The 20294-nt window shown below is 43.9% G+C and carries 19 protein-coding genes; 7 read left to right on the plus strand and 12 right to left on the minus strand.

Annotated elements, in window-relative coordinates; translation table 11 throughout:
* Window positions 1-46: 46 nt before the first annotated feature.
* The gene (locus ABWT76_RS01120; RefSeq protein ID WP_054465184.1) at window positions 47-1708 is read right to left on the minus strand and encodes a pentapeptide repeat-containing protein; all 1662 of its coding nucleotides are present in this window, start codon (window positions 1706-1708) and stop codon (window positions 47-49) included.
* Window positions 1709-2559: 851 nt separating this feature from the next.
* Between ABWT76_RS01120 and ABWT76_RS01125 the strand changes: the two genes are divergently transcribed.
* Window positions 2560-3870, plus strand: a complete 1311-nt coding sequence (locus ABWT76_RS01125) for a cytochrome P450 (protein WP_354635500.1) — start codon at window positions 2560-2562, stop codon at window positions 3868-3870.
* Between the two features lie 45 nt (window positions 3871-3915).
* Here ABWT76_RS01125 and ABWT76_RS01130 read toward each other — a convergent pair whose 3' ends face one another.
* Entirely contained in the window at window positions 3916-4179 is a 264-nt protein-coding gene (locus ABWT76_RS01130) for a hypothetical protein (protein ID WP_231636645.1), read from the minus strand.
* Between the two features lie 294 nt (window positions 4180-4473).
* Between ABWT76_RS01130 and ABWT76_RS01135 the strand changes: the two genes are divergently transcribed.
* The 3 genes from ABWT76_RS01135 to ABWT76_RS01145 all read left to right on the plus strand — a co-directional run bounded on the left by ABWT76_RS01135 (window position 4474) and on the right by ABWT76_RS01145 (window position 6592).
* Window positions 4474-5052, plus strand: a complete 579-nt coding sequence (locus ABWT76_RS01135) for a TerD family protein (RefSeq protein ID WP_354635501.1) — start codon at window positions 4474-4476, stop codon at window positions 5050-5052.
* Window positions 5053-5136: 84 nt separating this feature from the next.
* Window positions 5137-5739, plus strand: a complete 603-nt coding sequence (locus ABWT76_RS01140; RefSeq protein WP_354635502.1) for a TerD family protein — start codon at window positions 5137-5139, stop codon at window positions 5737-5739.
* A 139-nt stretch (window positions 5740-5878) separates the two neighbouring features.
* Window positions 5879-6592: a matrixin family metalloprotease gene (locus ABWT76_RS01145; RefSeq protein WP_354635503.1), complete on the plus strand. Its 714-nt coding sequence runs from the start codon at window positions 5879-5881 to the stop codon at window positions 6590-6592.
* A 231-nt stretch (window positions 6593-6823) separates the two neighbouring features.
* On the opposite strand, the gene ABWT76_RS01150 is transcribed toward ABWT76_RS01145, so the two are convergent.
* Window positions 6824-8182, minus strand: a complete 1359-nt coding sequence (locus ABWT76_RS01150) for an MFS transporter (protein ID WP_054465181.1) — start codon at window positions 8180-8182, stop codon at window positions 6824-6826.
* A 134-nt stretch (window positions 8183-8316) separates the two neighbouring features.
* On the opposite strand from ABWT76_RS01150, the gene ABWT76_RS01155 reads away from it, so the two are divergent.
* Entirely contained in the window at window positions 8317-8541 is a 225-nt protein-coding gene (locus ABWT76_RS01155; RefSeq protein ID WP_190882973.1) for a hypothetical protein, read from the plus strand.
* 8 nt (window positions 8542-8549) lie between these two features.
* On the opposite strand, the gene ABWT76_RS01160 is transcribed toward ABWT76_RS01155, so the two are convergent.
* The 4 genes from ABWT76_RS01160 to ABWT76_RS01175 form a co-directional block, all read right to left on the minus strand.
* On the minus strand, window positions 8550-8699 hold the full coding sequence (locus ABWT76_RS01160) for a hypothetical protein (protein WP_156331564.1): 150 nt from the start codon (window positions 8697-8699) through the stop codon (window positions 8550-8552).
* 262 nt (window positions 8700-8961) lie between these two features.
* Window positions 8962-9540 (minus strand): cobalamin biosynthesis protein, encoded by a 579-nt coding sequence (locus ABWT76_RS01165; protein WP_072160679.1) that lies wholly within the window; start codon window positions 9538-9540, stop codon window positions 8962-8964.
* Between the two features lie 70 nt (window positions 9541-9610).
* On the minus strand, window positions 9611-10993 hold the full coding sequence (locus tag ABWT76_RS01170) for an FAD-dependent oxidoreductase (RefSeq protein ID WP_082348761.1): 1383 nt from the start codon (window positions 10991-10993) through the stop codon (window positions 9611-9613).
* Window positions 10994-11047: 54 nt separating this feature from the next.
* The gene (locus ABWT76_RS01175) at window positions 11048-11521 is read right to left on the minus strand and encodes a hypothetical protein (RefSeq protein WP_054465180.1); all 474 of its coding nucleotides are present in this window, start codon (window positions 11519-11521) and stop codon (window positions 11048-11050) included.
* A 177-nt stretch (window positions 11522-11698) separates the two neighbouring features.
* On the opposite strand from ABWT76_RS01175, the gene ABWT76_RS01180 reads away from it, so the two are divergent.
* Window positions 11699-11911: a helix-turn-helix domain-containing protein gene (locus ABWT76_RS01180; protein ID WP_054465179.1), complete on the plus strand. Its 213-nt coding sequence runs from the start codon at window positions 11699-11701 to the stop codon at window positions 11909-11911.
* 46 nt (window positions 11912-11957) lie between these two features.
* Here ABWT76_RS01180 and ABWT76_RS01185 read toward each other — a convergent pair whose 3' ends face one another.
* The 3 genes from ABWT76_RS01185 to ABWT76_RS01195 form a co-directional block, all read right to left on the minus strand.
* Window positions 11958-12305, minus strand: a complete 348-nt coding sequence (locus ABWT76_RS01185) for a XisI protein (RefSeq protein ID WP_054465178.1) — start codon at window positions 12303-12305, stop codon at window positions 11958-11960.
* Window positions 12293-12706 carry an element excision factor XisH family protein gene (locus tag ABWT76_RS01190; protein WP_054465177.1) on the minus strand — a complete coding sequence of 138 codons (414 nt, stop codon included), beginning with the start codon at window positions 12704-12706 and terminating at the stop codon, window positions 12293-12295. Before ABWT76_RS01190 ends, ABWT76_RS01185 begins: the two co-directional genes overlap by 13 nt.
* Window positions 12707-12835: 129 nt before the next feature.
* Entirely contained in the window at window positions 12836-15490 is a 2655-nt protein-coding gene (locus ABWT76_RS01195; protein ID WP_054465176.1) for a chloride channel protein, read from the minus strand.
* Window positions 15491-16022: 532 nt separating this feature from the next.
* Between ABWT76_RS01195 and ABWT76_RS01200 the strand changes: the two genes are divergently transcribed.
* Window positions 16023-18044, plus strand: coding sequence for a mechanosensitive ion channel family protein (locus ABWT76_RS01200; protein ID WP_054465174.1), 2022 nt, complete (start codon window positions 16023-16025; stop codon window positions 18042-18044).
* A 332-nt stretch (window positions 18045-18376) separates the two neighbouring features.
* On the opposite strand, the gene ABWT76_RS01205 is transcribed toward ABWT76_RS01200, so the two are convergent.
* On the minus strand, window positions 18377-19615 hold the full coding sequence (locus ABWT76_RS01205; RefSeq protein WP_313890615.1) for an aminotransferase class V-fold PLP-dependent enzyme: 1239 nt from the start codon (window positions 19613-19615) through the stop codon (window positions 18377-18379).
* 119 nt (window positions 19616-19734) lie between these two features.
* A complete protein-coding gene (locus ABWT76_RS01210) occupies window positions 19735-20049 on the minus strand; it encodes a histidine kinase dimerization/phospho-acceptor domain-containing protein (RefSeq protein ID WP_054465173.1) in 315 nt (104 codons plus the stop codon).
* Window positions 20050-20294 lie beyond the last annotated feature (245 nt).

Here is a 20294-nt window from a genome sequence, read left to right on the forward strand (position 1 = left end):
GCTAATGATATGAAATCATGGGCGGGCGATCGCTTATGGGTCTGGATCAGCCATCAAACCAACTCGACCACTGTAATCGCAATTTGAGCAATTCTTGATTTGGTTTAAACTTTTCCATAGTCGTTAAACGTAGTGGCTGTTGATGAAGCGATCCATAGATCGTATCTCGTAAATTTGGCGCCACCATAATCTGGAAAGTTTCTGGCTCAACTACAATCAAATGCAGATCAAATAGAGTATGAACATCCGCCCGCAGCAGTAAACCATAAGAAGGATCGCTACTTTGGGTGGGTTGATTAGGTTGCAAAAACGCCACTTCTAAAATCGGTTCGACATCGCAATCAGTCATCGAACAACGTCCCTGATAAGCTTCTAGCAATTGTTGTCGAAGTGTAGAAGGGCCTCTTCGCTTGGCGATCGCCAAACTCACAGAGGTAAAATACCCATTCTCACCCATTCGCTGTTTAATCAACTCCAAAAATTCTTCCGGTTCAGCATTCCCTCTCGTTCGATAATGATGACTCCGATTCAGATCCTTTTGACTCAGATGCGCTTTACTCGGACTCCTACTGACAGACTTTAACGGTAGATCCAAAGATTTCGGCTCAGGACTTGGCACAGAAACCTCTGCAACCGGGGCTTCCGATTTCCCGGACAACTCACTGACCGTCAAGGGAAAACCAGAATCCATCTTGCCATTGCTTTCTTCCCTCAAGGAAATCAAAGGCGGATCTAACAGCGGATCTAACATTTGTTCCGTCACCCCTGTCGATAGATCGGGGCTAATCGCTGCTTGACTATCTGGTAGTCTATCTGGCAGCAAAGACAATAAAATTGGTGATTCAATCTCTGGAGCTTGTGGCAAACTTGGCAAACTTTTCACCCCCTTAACCGAATCCAACACAAAACCATCCTCAAGAATTGCGGGATCTAATACTTTTCCTTTGGGCAATAGAGTCCCCAGCAATTGTGCTCCCTTGAGAGAAGCCCCTTGCATATTTTCCAGAGAAGGTAATCTGGTTTTTTGCAGATTTGCCCCTTGAAGATTTGCCGCAAACAGCTTGGCTTCCGTCAAATCCGCCTCTTCCAGATTCGCCTGTTGTAGGTTAGCATTTTGCAGATTCGCACCAAAAAGATTAGCCCCCCGCAGATTAGCCCCTTGAAGATTCACCCCTTCTAAATTGGCTCCAGTCAAGTTAGCTTTTGACAGGTTAGCTCCTTGTAGTTTTCCCTGTTTAAGGTCAGCATTGCGTAACTGTGCTTGAATCAAATTGGCAACCCGCAAGTCCACTCCGGACAATTCAGCCTTGTCCAAATCTGCCGCTTCTAAATTCGCCAAACGCAGACTAGCTCCCCGAAAGTTGGCACACATTAACCGACATTGAAACAAATTTGCCCCCTGAAGTTGTGCCTCTTGTAAATCAGCCCATTGCAAATTTGCTTTTCGCAGATTAGCTTCTTTCAGCGTTGCCCGTTGTAGGGTTGCATCAGACAAATTTGCTTTTTGCAAGTCTGCCCAAGGAAGATTCGCCAATTTTAAGTTCGCACCTTGGAAATCTATCCAACGCATATAGGCACCCTGGAGGTCGATTTCTGGTAATTGTGCTCGTTTCAGTTCCAAGCCACTTAAATTGGCATTGCGAAAATTGCGCTGGCCGCTCGTATAAAATTTGATCAATTCACTGGCACTTTTACTTTCCTCGATCATGGTTTCTCTCCTAGTCCCAAATTGTTGGAGTTTGATAACTTAAGTTGCGATGCCCCTGATTTTTCTCTGGCAAAAGTTATACTTATTGCTTCTAAATTCAGTATATTTTAATCTGCGTGCGGATGCAATCCAATTTGATGGCGATCCATTGCCATGATTGGTACACCAATTTTAAAATAAATGAAAATTATATAAAAATCAGATTTCTTTTATAATTCACGAAACTGTTAATAGTTAAACTATTGACAAAAAAATTTTTTTTGTATATATTAATCGAGAAAATTAATCTTGTTATTCAAAAACTATTATTTATATTCCAATACCTTCGCCATTTTCATGTAGAGCCTGCCCCCGCGAATGTGGGGGTTGGGTTGAGCGAGGGGAAACCCAACGGAGGAAAGAGGTTCTTAGGAAAGAGGTTCTTAGGAAAAATTTCAGAGTGGAGATTTCAATTTTCACCCTTATACGAAAATCCTAAGAACCTTTATTTTATATTCTCTATCCTGCGTTGGGTAACAGCCAAAGAACCAACCTACTTTTCAAGGCAATGCATGATTTTGGCGAAGGTATTGATATTTAAGATAGATATTTACAGCCCTTGGCGATGTAATAAGGTACATTAAGCCAGCCCCCGCGCGGGCGGGGGATCCCCCCTAGCCCCCCTGAAAAAGGGGGGGACAAAGAAAGCCGATGGCGGGATCCGAAAGCTACGAAAGCCCCCACCTCCCCTTCAAAGGCGACGGGGTGGTGGGGGGCTAAAACGTACCTCATAATATCGAAAAGTGCTGTATAATATAACTAATAGGTTGAAAATATGAATAATCAAAAAACCTTTATTTTGAGCAAGGACTATGAGAAAAGATTTACCTTTACCTCCCGGCAGTTCCGGTTTGCCTTTGATTGGGGAAACCCTTTCCTTTGTGTTTGATAAAAATTTTGCCGATAAGCGGATAAAAAAATATGGCAATATTTTCCGCACCAATATTTTGGGGCAGCCTACGGTGGTGATGTCCGGGACAGACGCGAATCAATTTATTCTTTCTAGCCATTTTGACTATTTTTCTTGGCGGGAAGGTTGGCCGCCCAATTTTGGCGAATTGTTAGGAGAATCTCTGTTTTTGCAGGAGGGAGAAGAACACCGCAGGAATCGCAAATTACTGATGCCCGCATTTCATGGGCCGGCATTACAAAATTATTTTCAGACAATGGTGGAGATTTGCGATCGCTCCCTGGAAAAATGGTCAGAATTAGGAGAATTCACCTGGTTTCCTTTAATGAAACAGATGACATTTGCGATCGCCAGTATATTATTACTCGGAAGTGAACCCGGTCAGGAAACTGAACGCTTATCAAAGCTTTTTACCCAACTCACCCAGGGTTTATTTGCCTTTCCCATTCCTCTCCCTTGGGCAACCTATCCTAAAGCCCTGAAAGCCAGAGATCAACTTTTAGCTCATATTGAAACCGCCATCCAAGATCGTCTGGAAAATCCCCGGAATGATGCATTAGGATTATTATTACAAAGTCGAGATGAAGAGGGCAATGCGCTGTCAGAAGCGGAAATTAAAGTCCAAGCTTTGTTAATGTTATTTGCCGGTCACGAAACCACCACTTCTATGTTAATTTCTCTAGCCATGAGTCTGGCACAATATCCAGATGTTTGGCAAAAAGCGCGGGCAGAACAAGAGGCCATATCCTCGGAAACCCTAACATTTGAACATCTCAAACAAATGCCCTATCTGGGTCAAATCCTCAAAGAAATTGAACGACTTTATCCCCCAGTGGGGGGAGGCTTTCGCGGGGTGGTGAAGCCTTTTAAATTTCAAGGCTATCATGTACCCGCAGGCTGGAAAGTTCTGTATCATATGAAAGGAGCACATCAAGATAGTAACATTTATTCTCATCCAGAGAAATTCGATCCCGATCGCTTTAGTCCAGAAAGGAACGAGAACAAAAAAGTTGAGTATAGTTTAGTCGGTTTTGGTGGTGGCCCAAGAATTTGTTTGGGCATGGCTTTTGCCCAGATGGAAATGAAAATATTTGCCGCCCGTTTACTGCAAAATTATCATTGGGAATTGTTGCCAAACCAAGACTTAACAATGGATCCCATTCCGACCCTTCACCCGCGTTCTGGTCTGAAAGTGAAACTCTGGAAACGTTAATTTTTTATAGCCGCCCATGCTATTTTGAACCGCTTTTATTGCGATCTAAAACTGTAGGTTTTTTTTTGCATTAAAATAGTTCCTGTTCGCGAGGGGGAATTCATCCCGATAGGACTCGAAAGCGGGGAAATCAGAGACTCCTTGATAAGACAAAATCGTCTCTGACCATTGGGAAACTGAAGTCGATGGCGGTTGCATTTGATGGCGTAAAACTTGCAGAATCAATGTTGGCAGGGGAATATTAGATTGTGTCGCTTGACGGATGAGGTCTTGTTCGAGGTCTGGCGGTAGGTCGATTGTAATTTGCATCGGTAATTTCCCTCAATTGATCCGGTTTAGATATTTTATCACACCCCCACATCCCCGTCGCCTCCCACCGACCAACCCAGAAACCACCCAGAAACAGAGTTTCTGCCGTGACCTTTGCATCCTCATCCAAATCTGGTAGAGAAACCCGGTTTCTTAGACCCTTCTCGTTCCCTAGAGACCGACCCAGTGCGATCGCGGCCTATCGTTATTTTTTGTAAATCCTAAGATTCAATCTTAAATGTCGGTATAGAATAGATGATAAATTTCAACTAAAACCCAGGAAAAAACTTCATTATGGCAGTTTCACTGAAAAAAGGACAACGAGTATCCCTGGACAAGGTAGCTCCAGGACTTTCCGAAGCATTTATTGGTCTTGGATGGGATGTTAAATCTACGGACACCGGCCATGATTTTGATCTGGATGCCTCTGTATTTCTACTAGGTGCTGATGAAAAATTAATTTCCGACAACCACTTTATTTTTTACAATAACCTCACCAGTCCGGATCCGGATAAGTCAGTTCAAAATACAGGAGATAATCTGACTGGTGTAGGAGAAGGAGATGATGAAGTTATCAAAGTTAATCTGAAAAAAGTACCGGCAAATGTTCAAAAAATTATCGTTGCCGTAACCATCTACGAAGCCGAAGAACGACGGCAAAACTTTGGTCAAGTTGAAAATGCTTTTGTGCGGATAGTCGATGCCCAAACCAAGCAAGAAGCCATCCGCTATGACTTGACGGAAGACTACTCTGTGGAAACAGCCTTAGTGATGGCAGAACTTTACCGTAAAGATGGGGAGTGGCGACTAAACGCCGTTGGTTCTGGCTATCAAGGCGGCTTAAAAGCTTTGCTCGATCGCTATAGCAATTAGCATCGCCCCTTACTTGACAAAACCCAGCGGTCTATATGGAGCGCTGCCAATAAATAGGACCCAATAAATAGGACATAGAATAAAATGGGAATTAACCTGCAAAAAGGACAGCGGATTTCCCTTTCCAAAGAGTCACCCGGTTTGAAAAAAATCTTATGCGGACTTGGATGGGATGTAGCCACAAGTTCTGGAGGAGGGGTTTTTGGGATGTTCGCTAATACTCAAAACTACGACCTGGATACCTCAGTGATCTGTTTGGATGCCAATGGCAAAATCAACGATATCGCCAATGTTATTTACTTTGGCAATTTATCTCATCGTTCCAAAGCAATTACCCATTTAGGGGATAATCTCACGGGTGAAGGAGATGGGGATGATGAGCAAATCATTGTTGATTTAACCCTGGTTCCTCCAAATATTTCCAAGTTGGTTTTCACGGTCAATATTTACGAATGTACGAAGCGTGAACAAGATTTTGGACAGGTGAAAAATGCTTTTGTGCGTTTAGTAAATGCTTCTAATAACCAGGAAATTGCGCGTTATAACTTATCTGGTTCTGAATACAAAGGCAGTACCGGCATGATTATGGCTGAAATCTACCGACACGGTAATGAATGGAAAATGGCAGCAATTGGCACAGGGGTTAAAGCAAACGGCTTAGGCGATCTGATAAAAGCATACGCCTAATGCAACCTTGAATGCTAATATATTTTTAGGAATTTTTAGGAGTCGGTCAGAAAATCTCGATCGACTTTTATTTCGCCGGATTTTCTGAACGCTGCTTTATCTAAACATTTTCTAAACACTTATTGACAGTTACAAGCAAATGTCTCTGTACGATCGCCTGAACTTCACCAGACCTACTCGCAAGCTTAAAGTCCCAATTTGGGAACGCATTGATTTGACTAGACCTCCCAAATCTCGTTGTCCCTACTGTCGATCGCTCATCCAGAAAGATTGGCAGTTTTGCGGTGACTGCGGAGTTTCTCTGCGGCAAAAAAATGACGATTTTCGCCATTGTATTTGGGCCGATTTATCAGGGATCAGTTTAGCATCAGAAAATTCAGAAAATAAAGAAGTAATCACTAATATCATCATGGATGCTTTTTCCAAAGTTTTCGGTGCTTTTAGAAGTGTCCAAGTATTTTTAACCTCAGATCCACCGGATCCGAACAAGTGGGTAACGAATTTTACTCACGTTTATATATGTGTCGATCAGGAACCCGTTAATTATCTTGGCATAGCCAGTTTCAAGCTGGGAACGGTTACGAATGGGGCGATCGTTCGCCTGGATCAAATATTTAATGCTTCTTACAGAGCTAGTCTTGATGCTAATCGATTGTCTAATTTAATTGCGAATACAATTGCTCACGAAATCGGACATACTTTGGGATTAGATCACTCTGCTTTACAGACTGATGTAATGCACGATGGACTTGACTACACGATTCATAGCATGATGCCGCCATCATTCCACGCCGAGCAAATTAACTTGATGAATCATGCGATTCGTAAATATAAGTCTTTAAAAGGATTATAAGTGATATCGGGGTATTTTTTCACTATAAAAAAGCGAGCCAGGGTTAGCATTTTTTGTAGCAATAATTTTTTTTAAGGTTGCTATTAGCTGATGTGATTTATCTATAAATACGTGAAGGAATATATTCAGGATAGCCAAAAAGCCATGAATACCGTGAAGTAAGAAAAACGGAAAAACCCCGGTTTGAAGAAACCGGGGTTTTTCCCACCAATTAATTAATCGATTAATTAATTAATCTTTAGAACCAGACTCACAAAGAGTTTTATCAGAAATGCTTTCAGTCGAATTTGATTCAGACATAATCGGGTCGCGAACCATCACCTCGACACGGCGAATCTGACGATTTTGATAAGCAATGAAAGTAGCCAAAATATTGATCAGACCCATCAATATTAAGAAGAAAGCGCTACCCCGACCTGGGCCTGTACCGATCGCCCGGCCAATAGTTCCGGCCAACAATCCATCACTTAACAGTAACGGTTCAAAGATATGATCTACAATCGGCCCGGTGAGGATATAAGCCAAAATCGAGGCAGATTTTTCCATCGCTTGTTGTAAGGCAAATACTCGTCCTTGTAAATCCGTGGGGACTTTTGTTTGCCAAATGGTTTGATTACAACTAATCACAATGGGATAGGCAAAGAGGAAACCAAATACGGCTAAACCAGCCAAAGTTACGGAACTGTTAAAGACACCAAGACATAATAAGAGTCCTTGGAATGGGACAAAGAAATAAATCCCGGAAATCTTCCGTCTTGGTCCACCCCAAGCACTCATAGTGATACTGCCCAGTAACCAGCCAAAACCGCCAATAGACAGAACCATTCCTAGTTCTTGACTAGAGGAGAAATTCAGCATTAAAGGCCAGAATAATACCTCTAAAATCCCCATTGTGAAGTAAACAACGGTGAAGAAAGTTAGCAAACCTCGCAAACCGGGACGGAAGGTAATGTAATTCCAACCAGAGACAATTTCTTGGGATAGATCGCGGGATAGGTCGCGCCATTGGGCTGATTTTTTATTGGTTTTTTCCGGTTGCGGAAAGCGAACCATCAGCATAATGGCTAAGGCAACCAAAAAAGTAGTAAAGTCAATGATGAGGATGCCTTCTAAGTGAATTACGGCAACGAGTACCCCAGCTAATGCCGGAGACAAAATTTTCGCCGTAGCGCGGGATATCTGCACCGCACCATTAGCCCTAGGCAGGTGTTGTTTGGGCACCAGTAAGCTGATAGTGGCGGAGTAAGCAGGCCATTGAAAGGCGTTGAAGATGGAGTTAAAGCCCACCGCTACATAGATATGCCAGATTTCTAGGCGATCAAAAAATAGCAACATCCAGATCGCTAGGGTGCCAATTCCGGCTACGGAGTCACTGAGAATCATCGCCCAGCGACGATCCCAGCGATCGACGATCGCACCGACTACGGGTGAGATGATGATGTTTGGTAGATGAATGAACAAAGAAATCAAGGCAAACTGTGTAACCGATCCGGTGGTTTGATATACCCAAACCCCCAGGGCAAAGCTGGTTAGACCAGACCCCACTAGGGATATCAGTTGTCCAAAGCAAATAAAAAGAAAAGTCTGCATGATGAATGCGATTTTTTGTAATCTTTTGAGTGAGTGAAAGGAGGAACATCAACCATCAGACCCAATAGCGGTTGAAGCCGATCGGGGAGTCGTGAAGGTGGGATTACAGCCAATTGATTAAAGCAGCAACCCTTGTGAGTTTATACTTATCTGAACATACCCTGTTTTTGAAGCTGTCGCTACATCAGGGGGGTAATGAGGATCGCCCCATGAGTCGATCGCCGAAATTTTGCCGAAATTTTGCCGAAATTTTGCCGAAATTTTGCCGAAATTTTGCGGATGGCCATTTGTCAGGGAAATATTTACCGGCGGAGTTTTCGCCCATCGTAGGGGCGCGATCTTTCCGGCGGTTCACTTAATATTTCCATTAATAACCTATATGCCGGAAAGATCGCGCCCTAGGCTGAAAATTCATGCGATCGCGATGCAGTACCGTGGGGCGATCCCGAATCTTGATGGGAAATACAGTTGTGAGAGTGGTAAATCCGCAAAAATAAATCTTAAATTTTTCTGACACAAAAAAATCTGCATCCTTCACTGGGTTTTTGCAGTGGTAAGTCCGATTATGTCTTGATTTGGCGGAGCAGTCCCCGGGTAATCTCAGTGATACTGGCAATTTATCATAGACAAGAAGGTTTTCATACTGGCGTTGCTCCCCCGCGCCGCCCTTACAAATACGAGATAATCCCTGATTTTTTTCTCTATGTTTGAGATTCTAAACTGTTAAAAGTTTATCCTGTTTATCGTGAAAAAAAATTATAAATGCAAGTTAGAATAGGTTAGGATTCGCGCTTGTTGTTAACATTTTGATTTGAAATGACTGTATATGCCGATTCAGCTACGGCAACGGCAATGGTTACGGCTCCTGGTTCGGTTTCTAGGCGAAAAATTTGTTTCGGCACTAGGAGCGATATTGCATCCGCAACGCTTCGCGAACGCACAGTTTCTCCCGTTTGGGCTATTTTATCCGTTGCCGGACTCACGGTGGCAACAGCACAGAGGGCAGCGGCTTCAGCCACGCTAGGGGTGAGGATTTTTTCGGCGATCGCGGCTTCAGGGTTGGGTACTGCCTGGGATCGCAACTTTTCGGCGGGAAAAGTGCGTAACGGCCATTGGCGATCGCGGCAAAGTTCCACCAGTCCCGCTTCCGTGGCTTTGGTATCAATGGTGGCAATACCGGCGATCGCCTCCACCGCCAAATGATTCTTTTGAAATACTTCCTCTATCCCCGTTTCTATCGCCTTTCTAGAGGTAAACCGTTGGCAACCCACTCCGACCCACAAAACTCGCGGTGGTAAAAGCACTTGCGGCATTTCTGATTTTGGGGCAATTTGATGTTGGTTATGGTAAAACTTCATTCAAGTTATAGATATTAATCAGCGATATTAGTGTAGTTTCTTCAGAGAGTATCGGCTAGAAATTCGCACTTTAACTATTAATTAATCGCTGCGCTTCCCGAATTCCTGATAAGTAAGCCCCATGTACCGTGGAGGGATAGTCACGGGAGGTTGCTTCTCCGGCAAATAAGAGGCGCTGGTTCACGGGTTCAGCGAGGAGATCGCGATCGCCACTATCCCCACCCACGGGAATATAGGAATAAGACCCGAAAGCAAAGGGATCTTGAGTCCATCGAGTCATCATCACCATTTCCGGTTCAGGAATGGGTTGGCCATAATTCTGCCGCAAAACCCGCATAATGCGATCGCTAATTTGCGTTTCTGATAACTGTTCGATCTGGCGGGCAAAACTACCGCCAGTAAATGCCATTAATGCCGGTTTTTGACTGTAGAGTGACCAATTTAAAAATTCACCAAAATCCGCTTTTCCTTCAGATAGACAACCAAATCCGTGATATTCTTCTGGCCAAAATTCCTGGGGAAATTTTAACACTACCTTATTTAAAACTCCCATACTTAGGCGATCTATTGCCCCTTGTTTGTTGGCAGGCAATGGGGGAGAAAACTTAATATTTCCAGATTTTAAGACTCCCAAAGGTAAGGTGACGATCGCCGCATCAGCGGTAAAATTGCCTCGATCAGTGGTGACGAATACCCCTGAATTGCTGGTGGTAATTTCCATCACTGTTTGTTGCCGCTGAATTTCCAGATTTTTCGCTAATCCGTTAATAATTTGGTCATATCCTTGGGGAAAAATATAATCATCGCCGTCAAAACTTTCTCCCTCATCAAACCACCAAGCGGAAAGATTTTCTAAGTCCGCACCCCGGTCAATAATCAGTTCAGAATTCAACCACCATTGGACTAACTGAGATTCTTGGGGTTTCAGGGTTTGGGATTTTAAAATCTGTTGAATTGTGGCTGCCAGGGAGAGGTCTTTTTCTGAATTTTCCGCTAAGGCTTCCGCCCGTTCGATAATTTTTTCATAGATTTCATAACTACTATCAATATCCTCATCGCTAATTAATTTGCCATTGCTGCCGTACAAGAGAATATTATCGAAATCTGTGGGCTTAATAGCAATATTCCATTCTCGCGCTAAATTGCCAATAGGATTATCGGTAATCCCATGAATCCAAGACGCCCCCAAATCTACGGGAAAGCCCAGGGTGCGATCGGTATAAATGCGCCCCCCAATGCGATCGCGCCCTTCCAAAACCGTCACTTGAAACCCATTTTGCTGAAGTTCTTGGGCTGCCGCTAATCCGGCAATTCCCGCCCCAATCACCAACACTTTTTGCTGTTGAGATTGTACCCGATTTTCCGCACAAGCCCAAGACAGACCGACGGTACTAGCGAATAAACTGACCTGAAGGAAACGACGACGGTTAAGCAACGATTTAATTGAGGACATAGAGGATTTAACCAGTTAAATTATCAAGCATAAAGTCCGGGTCACCATTAACAGTTACTTCGAGAAACTTATTGTCTCTGTGACTCTGTGGTTTTTCCCCGTTTGAAACAAATCTTTTTTCTGACGATAAAGCGATCGCAAACTTTCTAATCCTTCGGGGGTCAAGAGATGTTTGATCGAACCCACTAATTTACCCCAAGCAAATAATTGACCCATTGAGGTGGCTTGCTGGAAATGCTGTTGATAAAATTCAACCCAAAAGTCCGGGGCATATTTTCCTGGCCAACGCCGCCGCCAGTAATCATAATCCCGTCCTTGGGGTAAGTCAACGCCGAGAATGGGGGGCAAGTCAGCGTAGCTGACAAAACGGCTGATTCCTTTACCCACAACGAGGATCACCCGAAACCAGAGGCGCACCCGATAGATATGCTTGACTGGGACTTTTAATAATCGGGCGATCGCTTCTTTGGTGACAAACCGGCATAAAGGATGCCAGCTAATTGACTTTGGCTTAAAAGTTGTTATCATAGTAAGTGCGTTCTTATCATAGTAAGTACGTTCCCATTTTTGTGGGATCTAGTAAGTCCCTTCCCCTTTTTGTGGGATTTGGATTGGATTGGCGATCGCCCTTCAGTTTTCCAGTCCGGAGGCGTCGCCATTTATATTTTTACCACTATATGATAAATATTTATCACTTGTCAATACATGGGTCTAGTTAAGCTAAAAATTCGCGAGTTAGCAGAGGAAAAAGGCTGGAGCATGAAGGAAGTGGCCGATCGCTCTGGGTTGGTCTATAGCACGATTCGCCATTATGCGCGATCGCCCGGAATGGCTACAGTAGATTTAGTCGCCATCATCAAGTTAGCTCGCACCTTTGATGTGATGGTAGAAGACTTGGTGGAAGTGGTGAAGGAGTAGCCATTCCCATTCCCAAAAGTTCCGCAAATTTTCCTTAAAAGTTTTTTCAGGATATCCCATAACCTGTATAGGGACGAACTTCTGGGGGCTGAAATCCTAGGACAATATCGGATTTTGGTATTCCCGCTTCTAGCAATTCTTCCGTAATGCCATCTTCAATACCATCTCTTTGAATCCAAATTTTCCCATCAATAATTTGGACGTGGGTAATACAGCCGTGAACGCGGCGTCTTTTGCCGTCTTCCTGTTGCCATCCCACATCAAATAATAAAAAGTGGTTGCGATCGCGATCGACGATCGCATATTCATCAATTTGGCCATAGGAATAAGGCAAATCAGCGTGTCTTTTCAGGATTTTTTCAATAGTGTCTCGATAAAAATCTAAGCGATCCATTGGCATACCTCCTGACTTTCTGGATTAAAAACTAACAACTTAATCTGATTTATTTCCACGATTAACTTGGGTAATTCCTCAGAAAAAAAATCATAAAATACGACTTGAGGAATTGCAAGATATAATAGACGATTCTGTTGCAGTTTTGCCAAAACCTGGGAATACATGATGTATTGCCCCAAGGCTTGTTCTAAATCTTTAACGGGAGAAGGATTTAAAAAGCTTTTTACCTCTACGGCAATTTGCTGACCTTCTTTTTGTGCTGCTAACAACTTTTCTGCCCCCAAATCTACATAAGTCATCCGACCACCAAACTTCAACCGTAGCGGATCCTCTGTAATTGTCCAGCCATCTTTGATTAAAGCTATTTTAACCGCTTCGTGGTAGATATCTTTGGCCATTCTATCTGCCCCTAAATGAGCGCGATAAGTAGGTGTACATAATTAATTGTACTCATTGTACTTTGATTTGGCTGAGATAAATCTCTGGATTTAGCCAAGCTGGTCTTTGTTGAGTTGATATTGCTTGATTTAAGAAGTGCCGATCGCACTGCGGACTAAAATCACCGTACAATTACAACCGCGAGAAATTTCTTCGGGAATATTGCCCTTAATCACCTGTTGTAATAATCCTTCCCGACTGGCGCCGAGTAACACTACATCGTAATTATACTCTTGTGCGAGGGTACTAATCACATCAGGAACAGAATCGCCATATATGGGAGTAGCGGAGATGGGACAATTCACCCGCTGATTCAGAAATTCACGGGCTTGATATAATGGGGTTTTATCCGGTTGAAATTGATTAGGATCGAATACTTCACAAAGGCGAATTTCTGGTTGATTCCCAAGCTTTAATAAGCCCGGTAAAAGTTTGAGGGCTTGTTGAGAATTAGGGCCGCCACCGATGCAAAGTAACCACCGATTAAATAAAGGCACCGGACAGCTTTTAGTATTCGGAACCTCTTCTATAGGATTGTCTAAGCTGTTCATCTGTAAAGATTGACTCCATTTCACCACTACCACATGACAAGAAGCTTGGCGAATTACCGTATCAACCACGTTACTAAAAATCCGCCCAGGGCTTAAGGTGGCACCTTTCCAACCCATTAAAATTAAATCAATATGTCGCTCTTTGATAGTATCTAAAATCGCTTGGGAGACATCGTGAGTCACGCGCACTTGTGTATGCACCGGCACTCCGTAACTGCGGGCAATTCTTACCGCTTGTTTTAACAACCGACGACTCTGAGTGGTGCGTACTGGGGTTTCTGATGGGGGTTGATCCCGGTGGACTAACAGCACTTGCAGGCATTCTAGTTCTGAATTTTGCTCACGGGCGATCGCTGCTGCCAACCTAATCAAAGTTCCGGCAGTTTCTGGGTTAGCCAATGGCACCAAAATCCGAGTTTTTCCCACCGCTGGATCGCGAGTTTGATACACCACATAAGAGGGAGTAGGATTGCTTTTACCGGAAGTTTCTCTGGCTAAATGAGTGCTTTCGGTTCTAATAATATCGCTACGAGTAATAATCCCTACTAATTTACGTCCTTCGACTACCGGCAAGCGACTCAAACCAAACCGATTTAACTGATATAAAACCTCGCTTAAACTATCGTCTGAATTTACCGTTACCGGCTGTGGGGTCATAATTTCTCGGACTAATTGATGTTCGTGATAGCCTTTGGTGCCTATTTTGGCTAAATCCGCTTGACCGACAATTCCTACCAATTGACCATTGTTGACCACGGGAAAGCCGCGATGATGAGACGATGCAAACTTATGCAAAGCTTCACCGAGAGTTTGTTCGGCGCTGAGGGTTTCCACTTGCCGCTGCATCACGTCTACGGCATGGATTTCCGATAAAAAACCGCCCACTGGTTTTTCTTTTTTTAGTTCAATGCCATTTAATGCCAAAAGCTCATCATAAAGTGAACCGCGATTGATGCGTTCCGAGACTAAGTAAGACACCACGCTGACAATCATCAAAGGCAAGACTAGGTTAAAGTCCGTGGTAATTTCAAATATCATTACCACGCTGGTAATTGGCGCACGAGATACGGCGCAAAAAAATGCCCCCATTCCCGCAAAGGCGTAACTGGTAGGTTTTGCCAAAGCCACAATTTCCCATTCCCATAAACCAACTAGATAACCGAGGGCAGATCCGAGAATTAAGGATGGGGCAAATAGTCCCCCTGGGGCGCGAGAACTGGCGGCGATAATGGTGAGACAGAAGTGAGTGATAAAGGCGATCGCGCAACTTTTCGCATCAGGTTCCCCAGTCAACATAAACTCTCGTAACCCGGCGTAATTTCTAAATAGCGGCGGTAAGAGGGAGACAACAATGCCGCCAATTAAGCCAGCTAAGGCCATTTGCAGGGGCAAACCGATTCGCAGCCATCGCCGATTAAAAATAGTGGTTTGGACAATGCCTTTTTGAAACAATACCCCCAGCAACCCCGCGAGAATGCCCAACAGCAGGTAAAAAGGAATCTCTTGGGCGGAAAAGGTGGTATATCTGGCGGTGAGACTTTGATCTAGGTTGAGGCTTTGTCCCCCCAGGATCCGAGAAACTACCGCCCCGATAAAGGAAGCAATAATCGCCGGACCGAGGGTAATATTGGAAAAATCTCTAATTAGTTCTTCCACTACAAATAAGACTCCGGCAATGGGGGCATTAAACCCCGCTGCGAGTCCGGCAGCAGCCCCACAAGCAATTAACTGACGGCGATAGTCGGGAGAGGTTGGAACCCAGCGACTGAGTTGGGCTGCCAATGCAGCGCCAATTTGCACCGTCGGACCTTGTCTGCCCAAGGTGACACCAGAGGCAATGGTGAGCATACTGCCCAGTAACTTGACCGCTGCGACTCGACCATCGAGGTTGCCACCGAGTCCAGCTAAGGCAACTTTTACCTGGGGAATACCACTACCAGAGGTTTCTGGGGCGACCCGCTGGACGAGTAAACCGGCGAGAAAGGTTCCGCAGCAGGCGATCGCGGGTAGTACCAACCAGACTGGATATTGTTGGGTGAGGATTAGGCGAATGCTGCCCAGCCATTCCACTCCTTGTTTGAGTAAAACCGCTGCCAGCCCTGATACCAAACCAATTAAACAGGCTTCAAAAATCGCCAGGTTTTTCGGGCTGAGGGATTTCCCTAGGCGATCGCGAATCTTAGCCAATGGCATAAAGCAATTAAAAATTCACAATAATTTTACAGTAAACAAAAAATCGGAAATTAAGATAATTTTGCCATTGAATTGCCTTTAATTCCTGGTTTCTTGGGGGCGCGATCGCTTCATGGTCAATCCCCGACCATTTTCTTCCCCCTAAACTGTCACAATTATCACAATTACTTAAAGTTTTCGGTGTTTAATATCGCATTACACCTAAAAAATTTGCGGCTCTAAATGTAGGGTTTACCTGGCCTACAACCGGCAATATATAGTGATTTAACTCTATATTTGCGTAATTCCTCAAAAAGGCTCTATCTGGAACCACCAGATATTTTATGCCTAAATTATATTCTGTATAGAAGACATTATATAAGATGGCGAAATCAAACTGCTCTATTTTAGTTATTTTTGATAAAAATAACCAGTTAACGATAAAGAAATATCTAAAAATCATTAACTTGTCTAACTATCTCTAAATTTAGTTGACGTTTTGAGATTCGTTCACTTACAGTAAGGCATAAAAATAAATAATAGAGGACAACAGATGTTTCGCAATCGAACTCAAGTGGTTGTGCTTGCTGGGGTCGTCTGCACGGTTGTCGCCTGGGGAATTCCTGGGCGATCGCAGCAACAACCAGGGGAAACATTAGTCCGGCAAGAAACTTTGCTGGCACCAGCCGAAGCCAAAGCCGAAGCCCCCGCGCCCAAAGCAATCACCACCGAAGCTCCGACCATTCCTGTTGACCAGCTTAAATTATTAGTCAAGCCTCTGACCCTCCCTGAGTTAGAGACTGAAGCCGCAGCCTGGATGGATTTGCTAAAAGCCAAAGTTCAGGAAATCAGCAACGCTGAAATTGCCATCAAACGCAAGAATCAGGTGGTTGATCAACAACAACAGGCGGTTAAAGCCTTAGAAGATGCTAAAGCTGCCTTTGCTGCTGCTGAAGAAGCTCAAAAGGCAGCTACACCCGGTTCTCCCGAAGCTGAAGCAGCAGCTAAAAAAGTTGAAGAAGCCAAGGAAGCCCTAGGGAAAGCTCAAGAAGCAGTCAATACGGCCACTCAAACGACGGAAACAATTAACCAGGATGAGTCTGTAAAGCAATTAGTTGACGAAGCCAAGCAAGATGTAGCGGCAGGAGGCAAAACTGCTGCCGAAAAAAAAGAAGAAAAAAAACAGGCAGATCAAGAGGGTGCCACCGCATCATCCCCCGATGCTGATGAATTCGATCTTTACTGTAACCAGTACGGTTACGCCAGCTATGTAGGTCAATCCGGAGTTGAAGTTTCCTGTTCTAAGGAAAACACACAAACCGAGGCAGCGGCTAAAAATACCGAGGCAGCGGCTGACAATATTGACCAAGCCGCCGCAGATGTCGAAGCCGGTGCCGCAGACAGCGAAGCAAAACTCCAAGAAAAACAAGGACAGTTAAACGAAGCGACGAAACAATTAGAAAAGTCCTCCGCCGCAGAAGAGGAAGTGAAAACCCAACTGGTGGTCAACGTCACGACACTCCAAGGAGAACGGACTAGCCTGATCGATCGCTTAAATGTGGTTTTGGATGAAATACAAGCCAAAGGGGGCGACCCAATAGCTTACAGAACTTACATTCAAGCCGTCAGTCTTGTAGAAGTTGATGTCCGCGATACCAACGCACTGGGCATCCGAATGCTCAGTTGGATCGAGTCTGATGAAGGCGGTGTCCGCTGGGGGATGAATATTGGTAAGTTCGTGGGTATTTTAGTAGTGTCGATCGTCGTTTCCCAAATCCTGGGTCGGGTAGTCAATGGCACGATGAACAAATTCGCAGCTTCGTCTCTGTTGCGTGAATTTGTGGTCATGCTGGTGAAACGTGGCGGGGTCATTATCGGGGTTCTGATCGCATTGACCGCATTAGAAATCAGCTTAGGTCCATTGTTAGCCGTATTTGGTGGACTGAGTTTCATCCTCGGTTTTGCCCTGCAAAGCAACCTCGGCAACTTGGCTAGTGGCTTGATGATTATGGCCTACAAGCCCTTTGACGTGGGGGATGAAGTGAAGGTGGGAGGCTACTGGGCTTACATTAAGTCTATTACCCTCGCGAGTACCAAACTTCAGGGCTTTGACGGAAGTATTATTAATGTGCCGAACAATAATGTTTGGGGTGGTGACATTATTAATTTCACCACCGCAGAGATCCGTAAGCATACGATCCCAATCTCTGTAAAGTTTGAGCAAGACCTAGATCAAGTTTACAAGATGTGGATGCAGATTGCCGCATCACATCCAAAAGTGTTAGAGACCCCAGCCCCGGGTTGGTTCCCTTGGAGTAGTCAATATGACTATCAGATTTCCGTAACTCTATCAGCATGGACAAAGACAGAGGACTATTGGGATGTGTATGTTGATTTGCTGAAGATGTTGCAAAAAAGCATTGGCGAGTTAGGGATTCAGTTGACCGCTCCGGTGCAAGATATTCGGATCGAATCTGGATCTAATCCTAATGGGAAAATGCCAAATCTACCTACGGAATTGATCGCGGAATCTGCAATTGTAAAAACAGCTTCAGTGTCTCCCGAAAAAGTTTAGATATTTACCAGAAAAAGCTTAGATATTTAATTTAGCGAATCGATCTATCTTAAAATAATCAGATGATGGCCACGCATGAGCATGGCCACTTTTTTTACATCAGTCCGTCAGCTATATCCTTGTTCCCAGTTCAGAAAAGGAAATGCCAATCTAGAGTATCTGCCTCCCAGCCGTTTTTTTTCAAGTGCGATCGCGCATCTTGTTTTCGGGGCAAATGACTATATATAGATTAAATGGAGCATGGTGCTGCGCCAAATTTATCGGTCAAATTGGGGCGTTACACTGCGCTTCGCTCCCTTAACACTCCCTACCAATACTACCAATACTAACTACTAACAATTCAACAACTCTTTCAGAGCTTGGGCTAGTTTCTCATATTGCGCCTCAGTATTATAAATTTGCGCGGAAATTCTCACTATCCACTGCTGAGTTGGCCAGAAATAAAAAATTGGTACTTGAATGCCATATCGATCATACAAAGCACCGGGCAACTGATTGGCTGGAAATTGCTCGACTTTCTGGGGTAAAGGAATTGAAGCCATTGCCCCAATCATTTCATCAGGACAGGGCAAAGCAACTCCCAAGGTTTCACAGATTATTTTTCTGGCTGTCACCGCTAACTGATGATTTCGTTCCATCAGTTCCAGCCAGCCATTTTCTAGGTGTGAATCAATAAATTTTATCGCGGTGGGAACTGATAAATAAGCGGTGGGATCGTCGGTGCCTGTCCAGTCAAATTCTAAGTGGAATCTTGACTTATCCGTGCGTGGTGAATTGGTGCCGTTACTAATCGAAAGCGGACGAATCTGTGACTGTCGATCTGAGCGAATATATAAAAATCCTGCCCCTTTGGGACTGAGTAACCATTTGTGACAGTTGCCAGTGTAGTAAGTAGCGCCAATTTCTGACAAATCTATCGATACCATCCCCGGTGCTTGGGCGCCATCCACCAAGGTATCAATTCCCAGTTTTGTCAGTTGACTAATGAGTTTTTCAATGGGAAAAATTAAGCCCGTTTGACTGGTAGCATGATCGAGTAATACCAGTTTAGTTTTTGCGGAGACTTTCTGCATCACCGCTTCAATGATTTGATCCGGTGATTCCAGGGGAAAAGATACTGGCGCCCGGACTATCTGAACATTGGCGCGATCGCCCACAAAATTGAGGGCATTTTGACAGGCATTATAAGCATGGTCGGTGGTTAGTATTTCGTCTCCCGGATGGAAATGTAGCGATCGCAATACCGTATTCACCCCGGTGGTAGCATTGGGAACAAAGACTAAATCTTCAGGATTTGCCCCCACAAATTGAGCTAATTTATGTCTCGCATCATCTAACAATAGCTCAAAATCTTGCATAAAAAATCGCACTGGATCGAGTTCCAGTTGCGATCGTAATCTTTTTTGTTCAGCCATTACCACCTGGGGACAAGCACCGAACGAACCATGATTTAAAAAAGTAATCTGGCGATCGAGTGACCAAAACTCCTGCCACGGATTCCCGAATTCATCTGAAATATTAGCTGCTGATGACATGACTTTATGCTCGGTATTTCCTTCTGATAATACCATCTCACGCCGATACTTTCCGAGTCATTCATTAGACAATTCTGGCAAAATTATCAAAAGCTTCCCTTGGATCCGCCATCGGTTGGGGGTATCGAAGCCGATACTTTCCGAATCATTCATAGTCATTCATAGTCCTTGCGTAAAATTTGACATAATTGATACACCCGCTCTGGTTCTGAGATTTGATCTGCCAATTTTTGCAAATTTGCCGCAAAATCTTCACTATCTAAAAATTCTCGGATGGCGAGAATTGATATTTTAATTTGCTTCAAATATTGTTTTTTTTGTTGCTCAGAACATTTATCTTGGTAATATTCCAGCAATTCCGCTGATGCCAAAATCGTGGTTAAAGGAGTTCGCAATTCATGGGCAATAGTAGAAATCAACCAATCGATCAACTCTTGCGGGTTCAATTCGGATTCAGCCACAGGTTTCATAGTCTGTGCCTCCATTAGATATTAGGGGTTATCCAGGCAACACCGGCAATCAGCGATCTGTTTTGGCGGTAATAGCGGTAATAAAATACTAATTTAAATTATACACAATATTCAGAATAATACCATTAAATTTTTATTAAGCTTTCTGGAAACACCATTGTTTTAGCTAACACAGACGAACCATATAAAATATAAAATAATTATAATGTCAATCAAGCAAAATAAATTCAAACAAATTAAAACTA

It is taken from the genome of Planktothricoides raciborskii GIHE-MW2, from assembly GCF_040564635.1.
GTDB lineage: Bacteria > Cyanobacteriota > Cyanobacteriia > Cyanobacteriales > Laspinemataceae > Planktothricoides > Planktothricoides raciborskii.

Bases quoted from the DNA above. Each gene is read 5' to 3' on its own strand.
- ABWT76_RS01120 (WP_054465184.1), bottom strand. From the start codon at position 1,708: ATGATCGAGGAAAGTAAAAGTGCCAGTGAATTGATCAAATTTTATACG.
- ABWT76_RS01125 (WP_354635500.1), top strand. From the start codon at position 2,560: ATGAGAAAAGATTTACCTTTACCTCCCGGCAGTTCCGGTTTGCCTTTG.
- ABWT76_RS01130 (WP_231636645.1), bottom strand. From the start codon at position 4,179: ATGCAAATTACAATCGACCTACCGCCAGACCTCGAACAAGACCTCATC.
- ABWT76_RS01135 (WP_354635501.1), top strand. From the start codon at position 4,474: ATGGCAGTTTCACTGAAAAAAGGACAACGAGTATCCCTGGACAAGGTA.
- ABWT76_RS01140 (WP_354635502.1), top strand. From the start codon at position 5,137: ATGGGAATTAACCTGCAAAAAGGACAGCGGATTTCCCTTTCCAAAGAG.
- ABWT76_RS01145 (WP_354635503.1), top strand. From the start codon at position 5,879: ATGTCTCTGTACGATCGCCTGAACTTCACCAGACCTACTCGCAAGCTT.
- ABWT76_RS01150 (WP_054465181.1), bottom strand. From the start codon at position 8,182: ATGCAGACTTTTCTTTTTATTTGCTTTGGACAACTGATATCCCTAGTG.
- ABWT76_RS01165 (WP_072160679.1), bottom strand. From the start codon at position 9,540: ATGAAGTTTTACCATAACCAACATCAAATTGCCCCAAAATCAGAAATG.
- ABWT76_RS01170 (WP_082348761.1), bottom strand. From the start codon at position 10,993: ATGTCCTCAATTAAATCGTTGCTTAACCGTCGTCGTTTCCTTCAGGTC.
- ABWT76_RS01175 (WP_054465180.1), bottom strand. From the start codon at position 11,521: ATGATAACAACTTTTAAGCCAAAGTCAATTAGCTGGCATCCTTTATGC.
- ABWT76_RS01180 (WP_054465179.1), top strand. From the start codon at position 11,699: ATGGGTCTAGTTAAGCTAAAAATTCGCGAGTTAGCAGAGGAAAAAGGC.
- ABWT76_RS01185 (WP_054465178.1), bottom strand. From the start codon at position 12,305: ATGGATCGCTTAGATTTTTATCGAGACACTATTGAAAAAATCCTGAAA.
- ABWT76_RS01190 (WP_054465177.1), bottom strand. From the start codon at position 12,706: ATGGCCAAAGATATCTACCACGAAGCGGTTAAAATAGCTTTAATCAAA.
- ABWT76_RS01195 (WP_054465176.1), bottom strand. From the start codon at position 15,490: ATGCCATTGGCTAAGATTCGCGATCGCCTAGGGAAATCCCTCAGCCCG.
- ABWT76_RS01200 (WP_054465174.1), top strand. From the start codon at position 16,023: ATGTTTCGCAATCGAACTCAAGTGGTTGTGCTTGCTGGGGTCGTCTGC.
- ABWT76_RS01205 (WP_313890615.1), bottom strand. From the start codon at position 19,615: ATGGTATTATCAGAAGGAAATACCGAGCATAAAGTCATGTCATCAGCA.
- ABWT76_RS01210 (WP_054465173.1), bottom strand. From the start codon at position 20,049: ATGAAACCTGTGGCTGAATCCGAATTGAACCCGCAAGAGTTGATCGAT.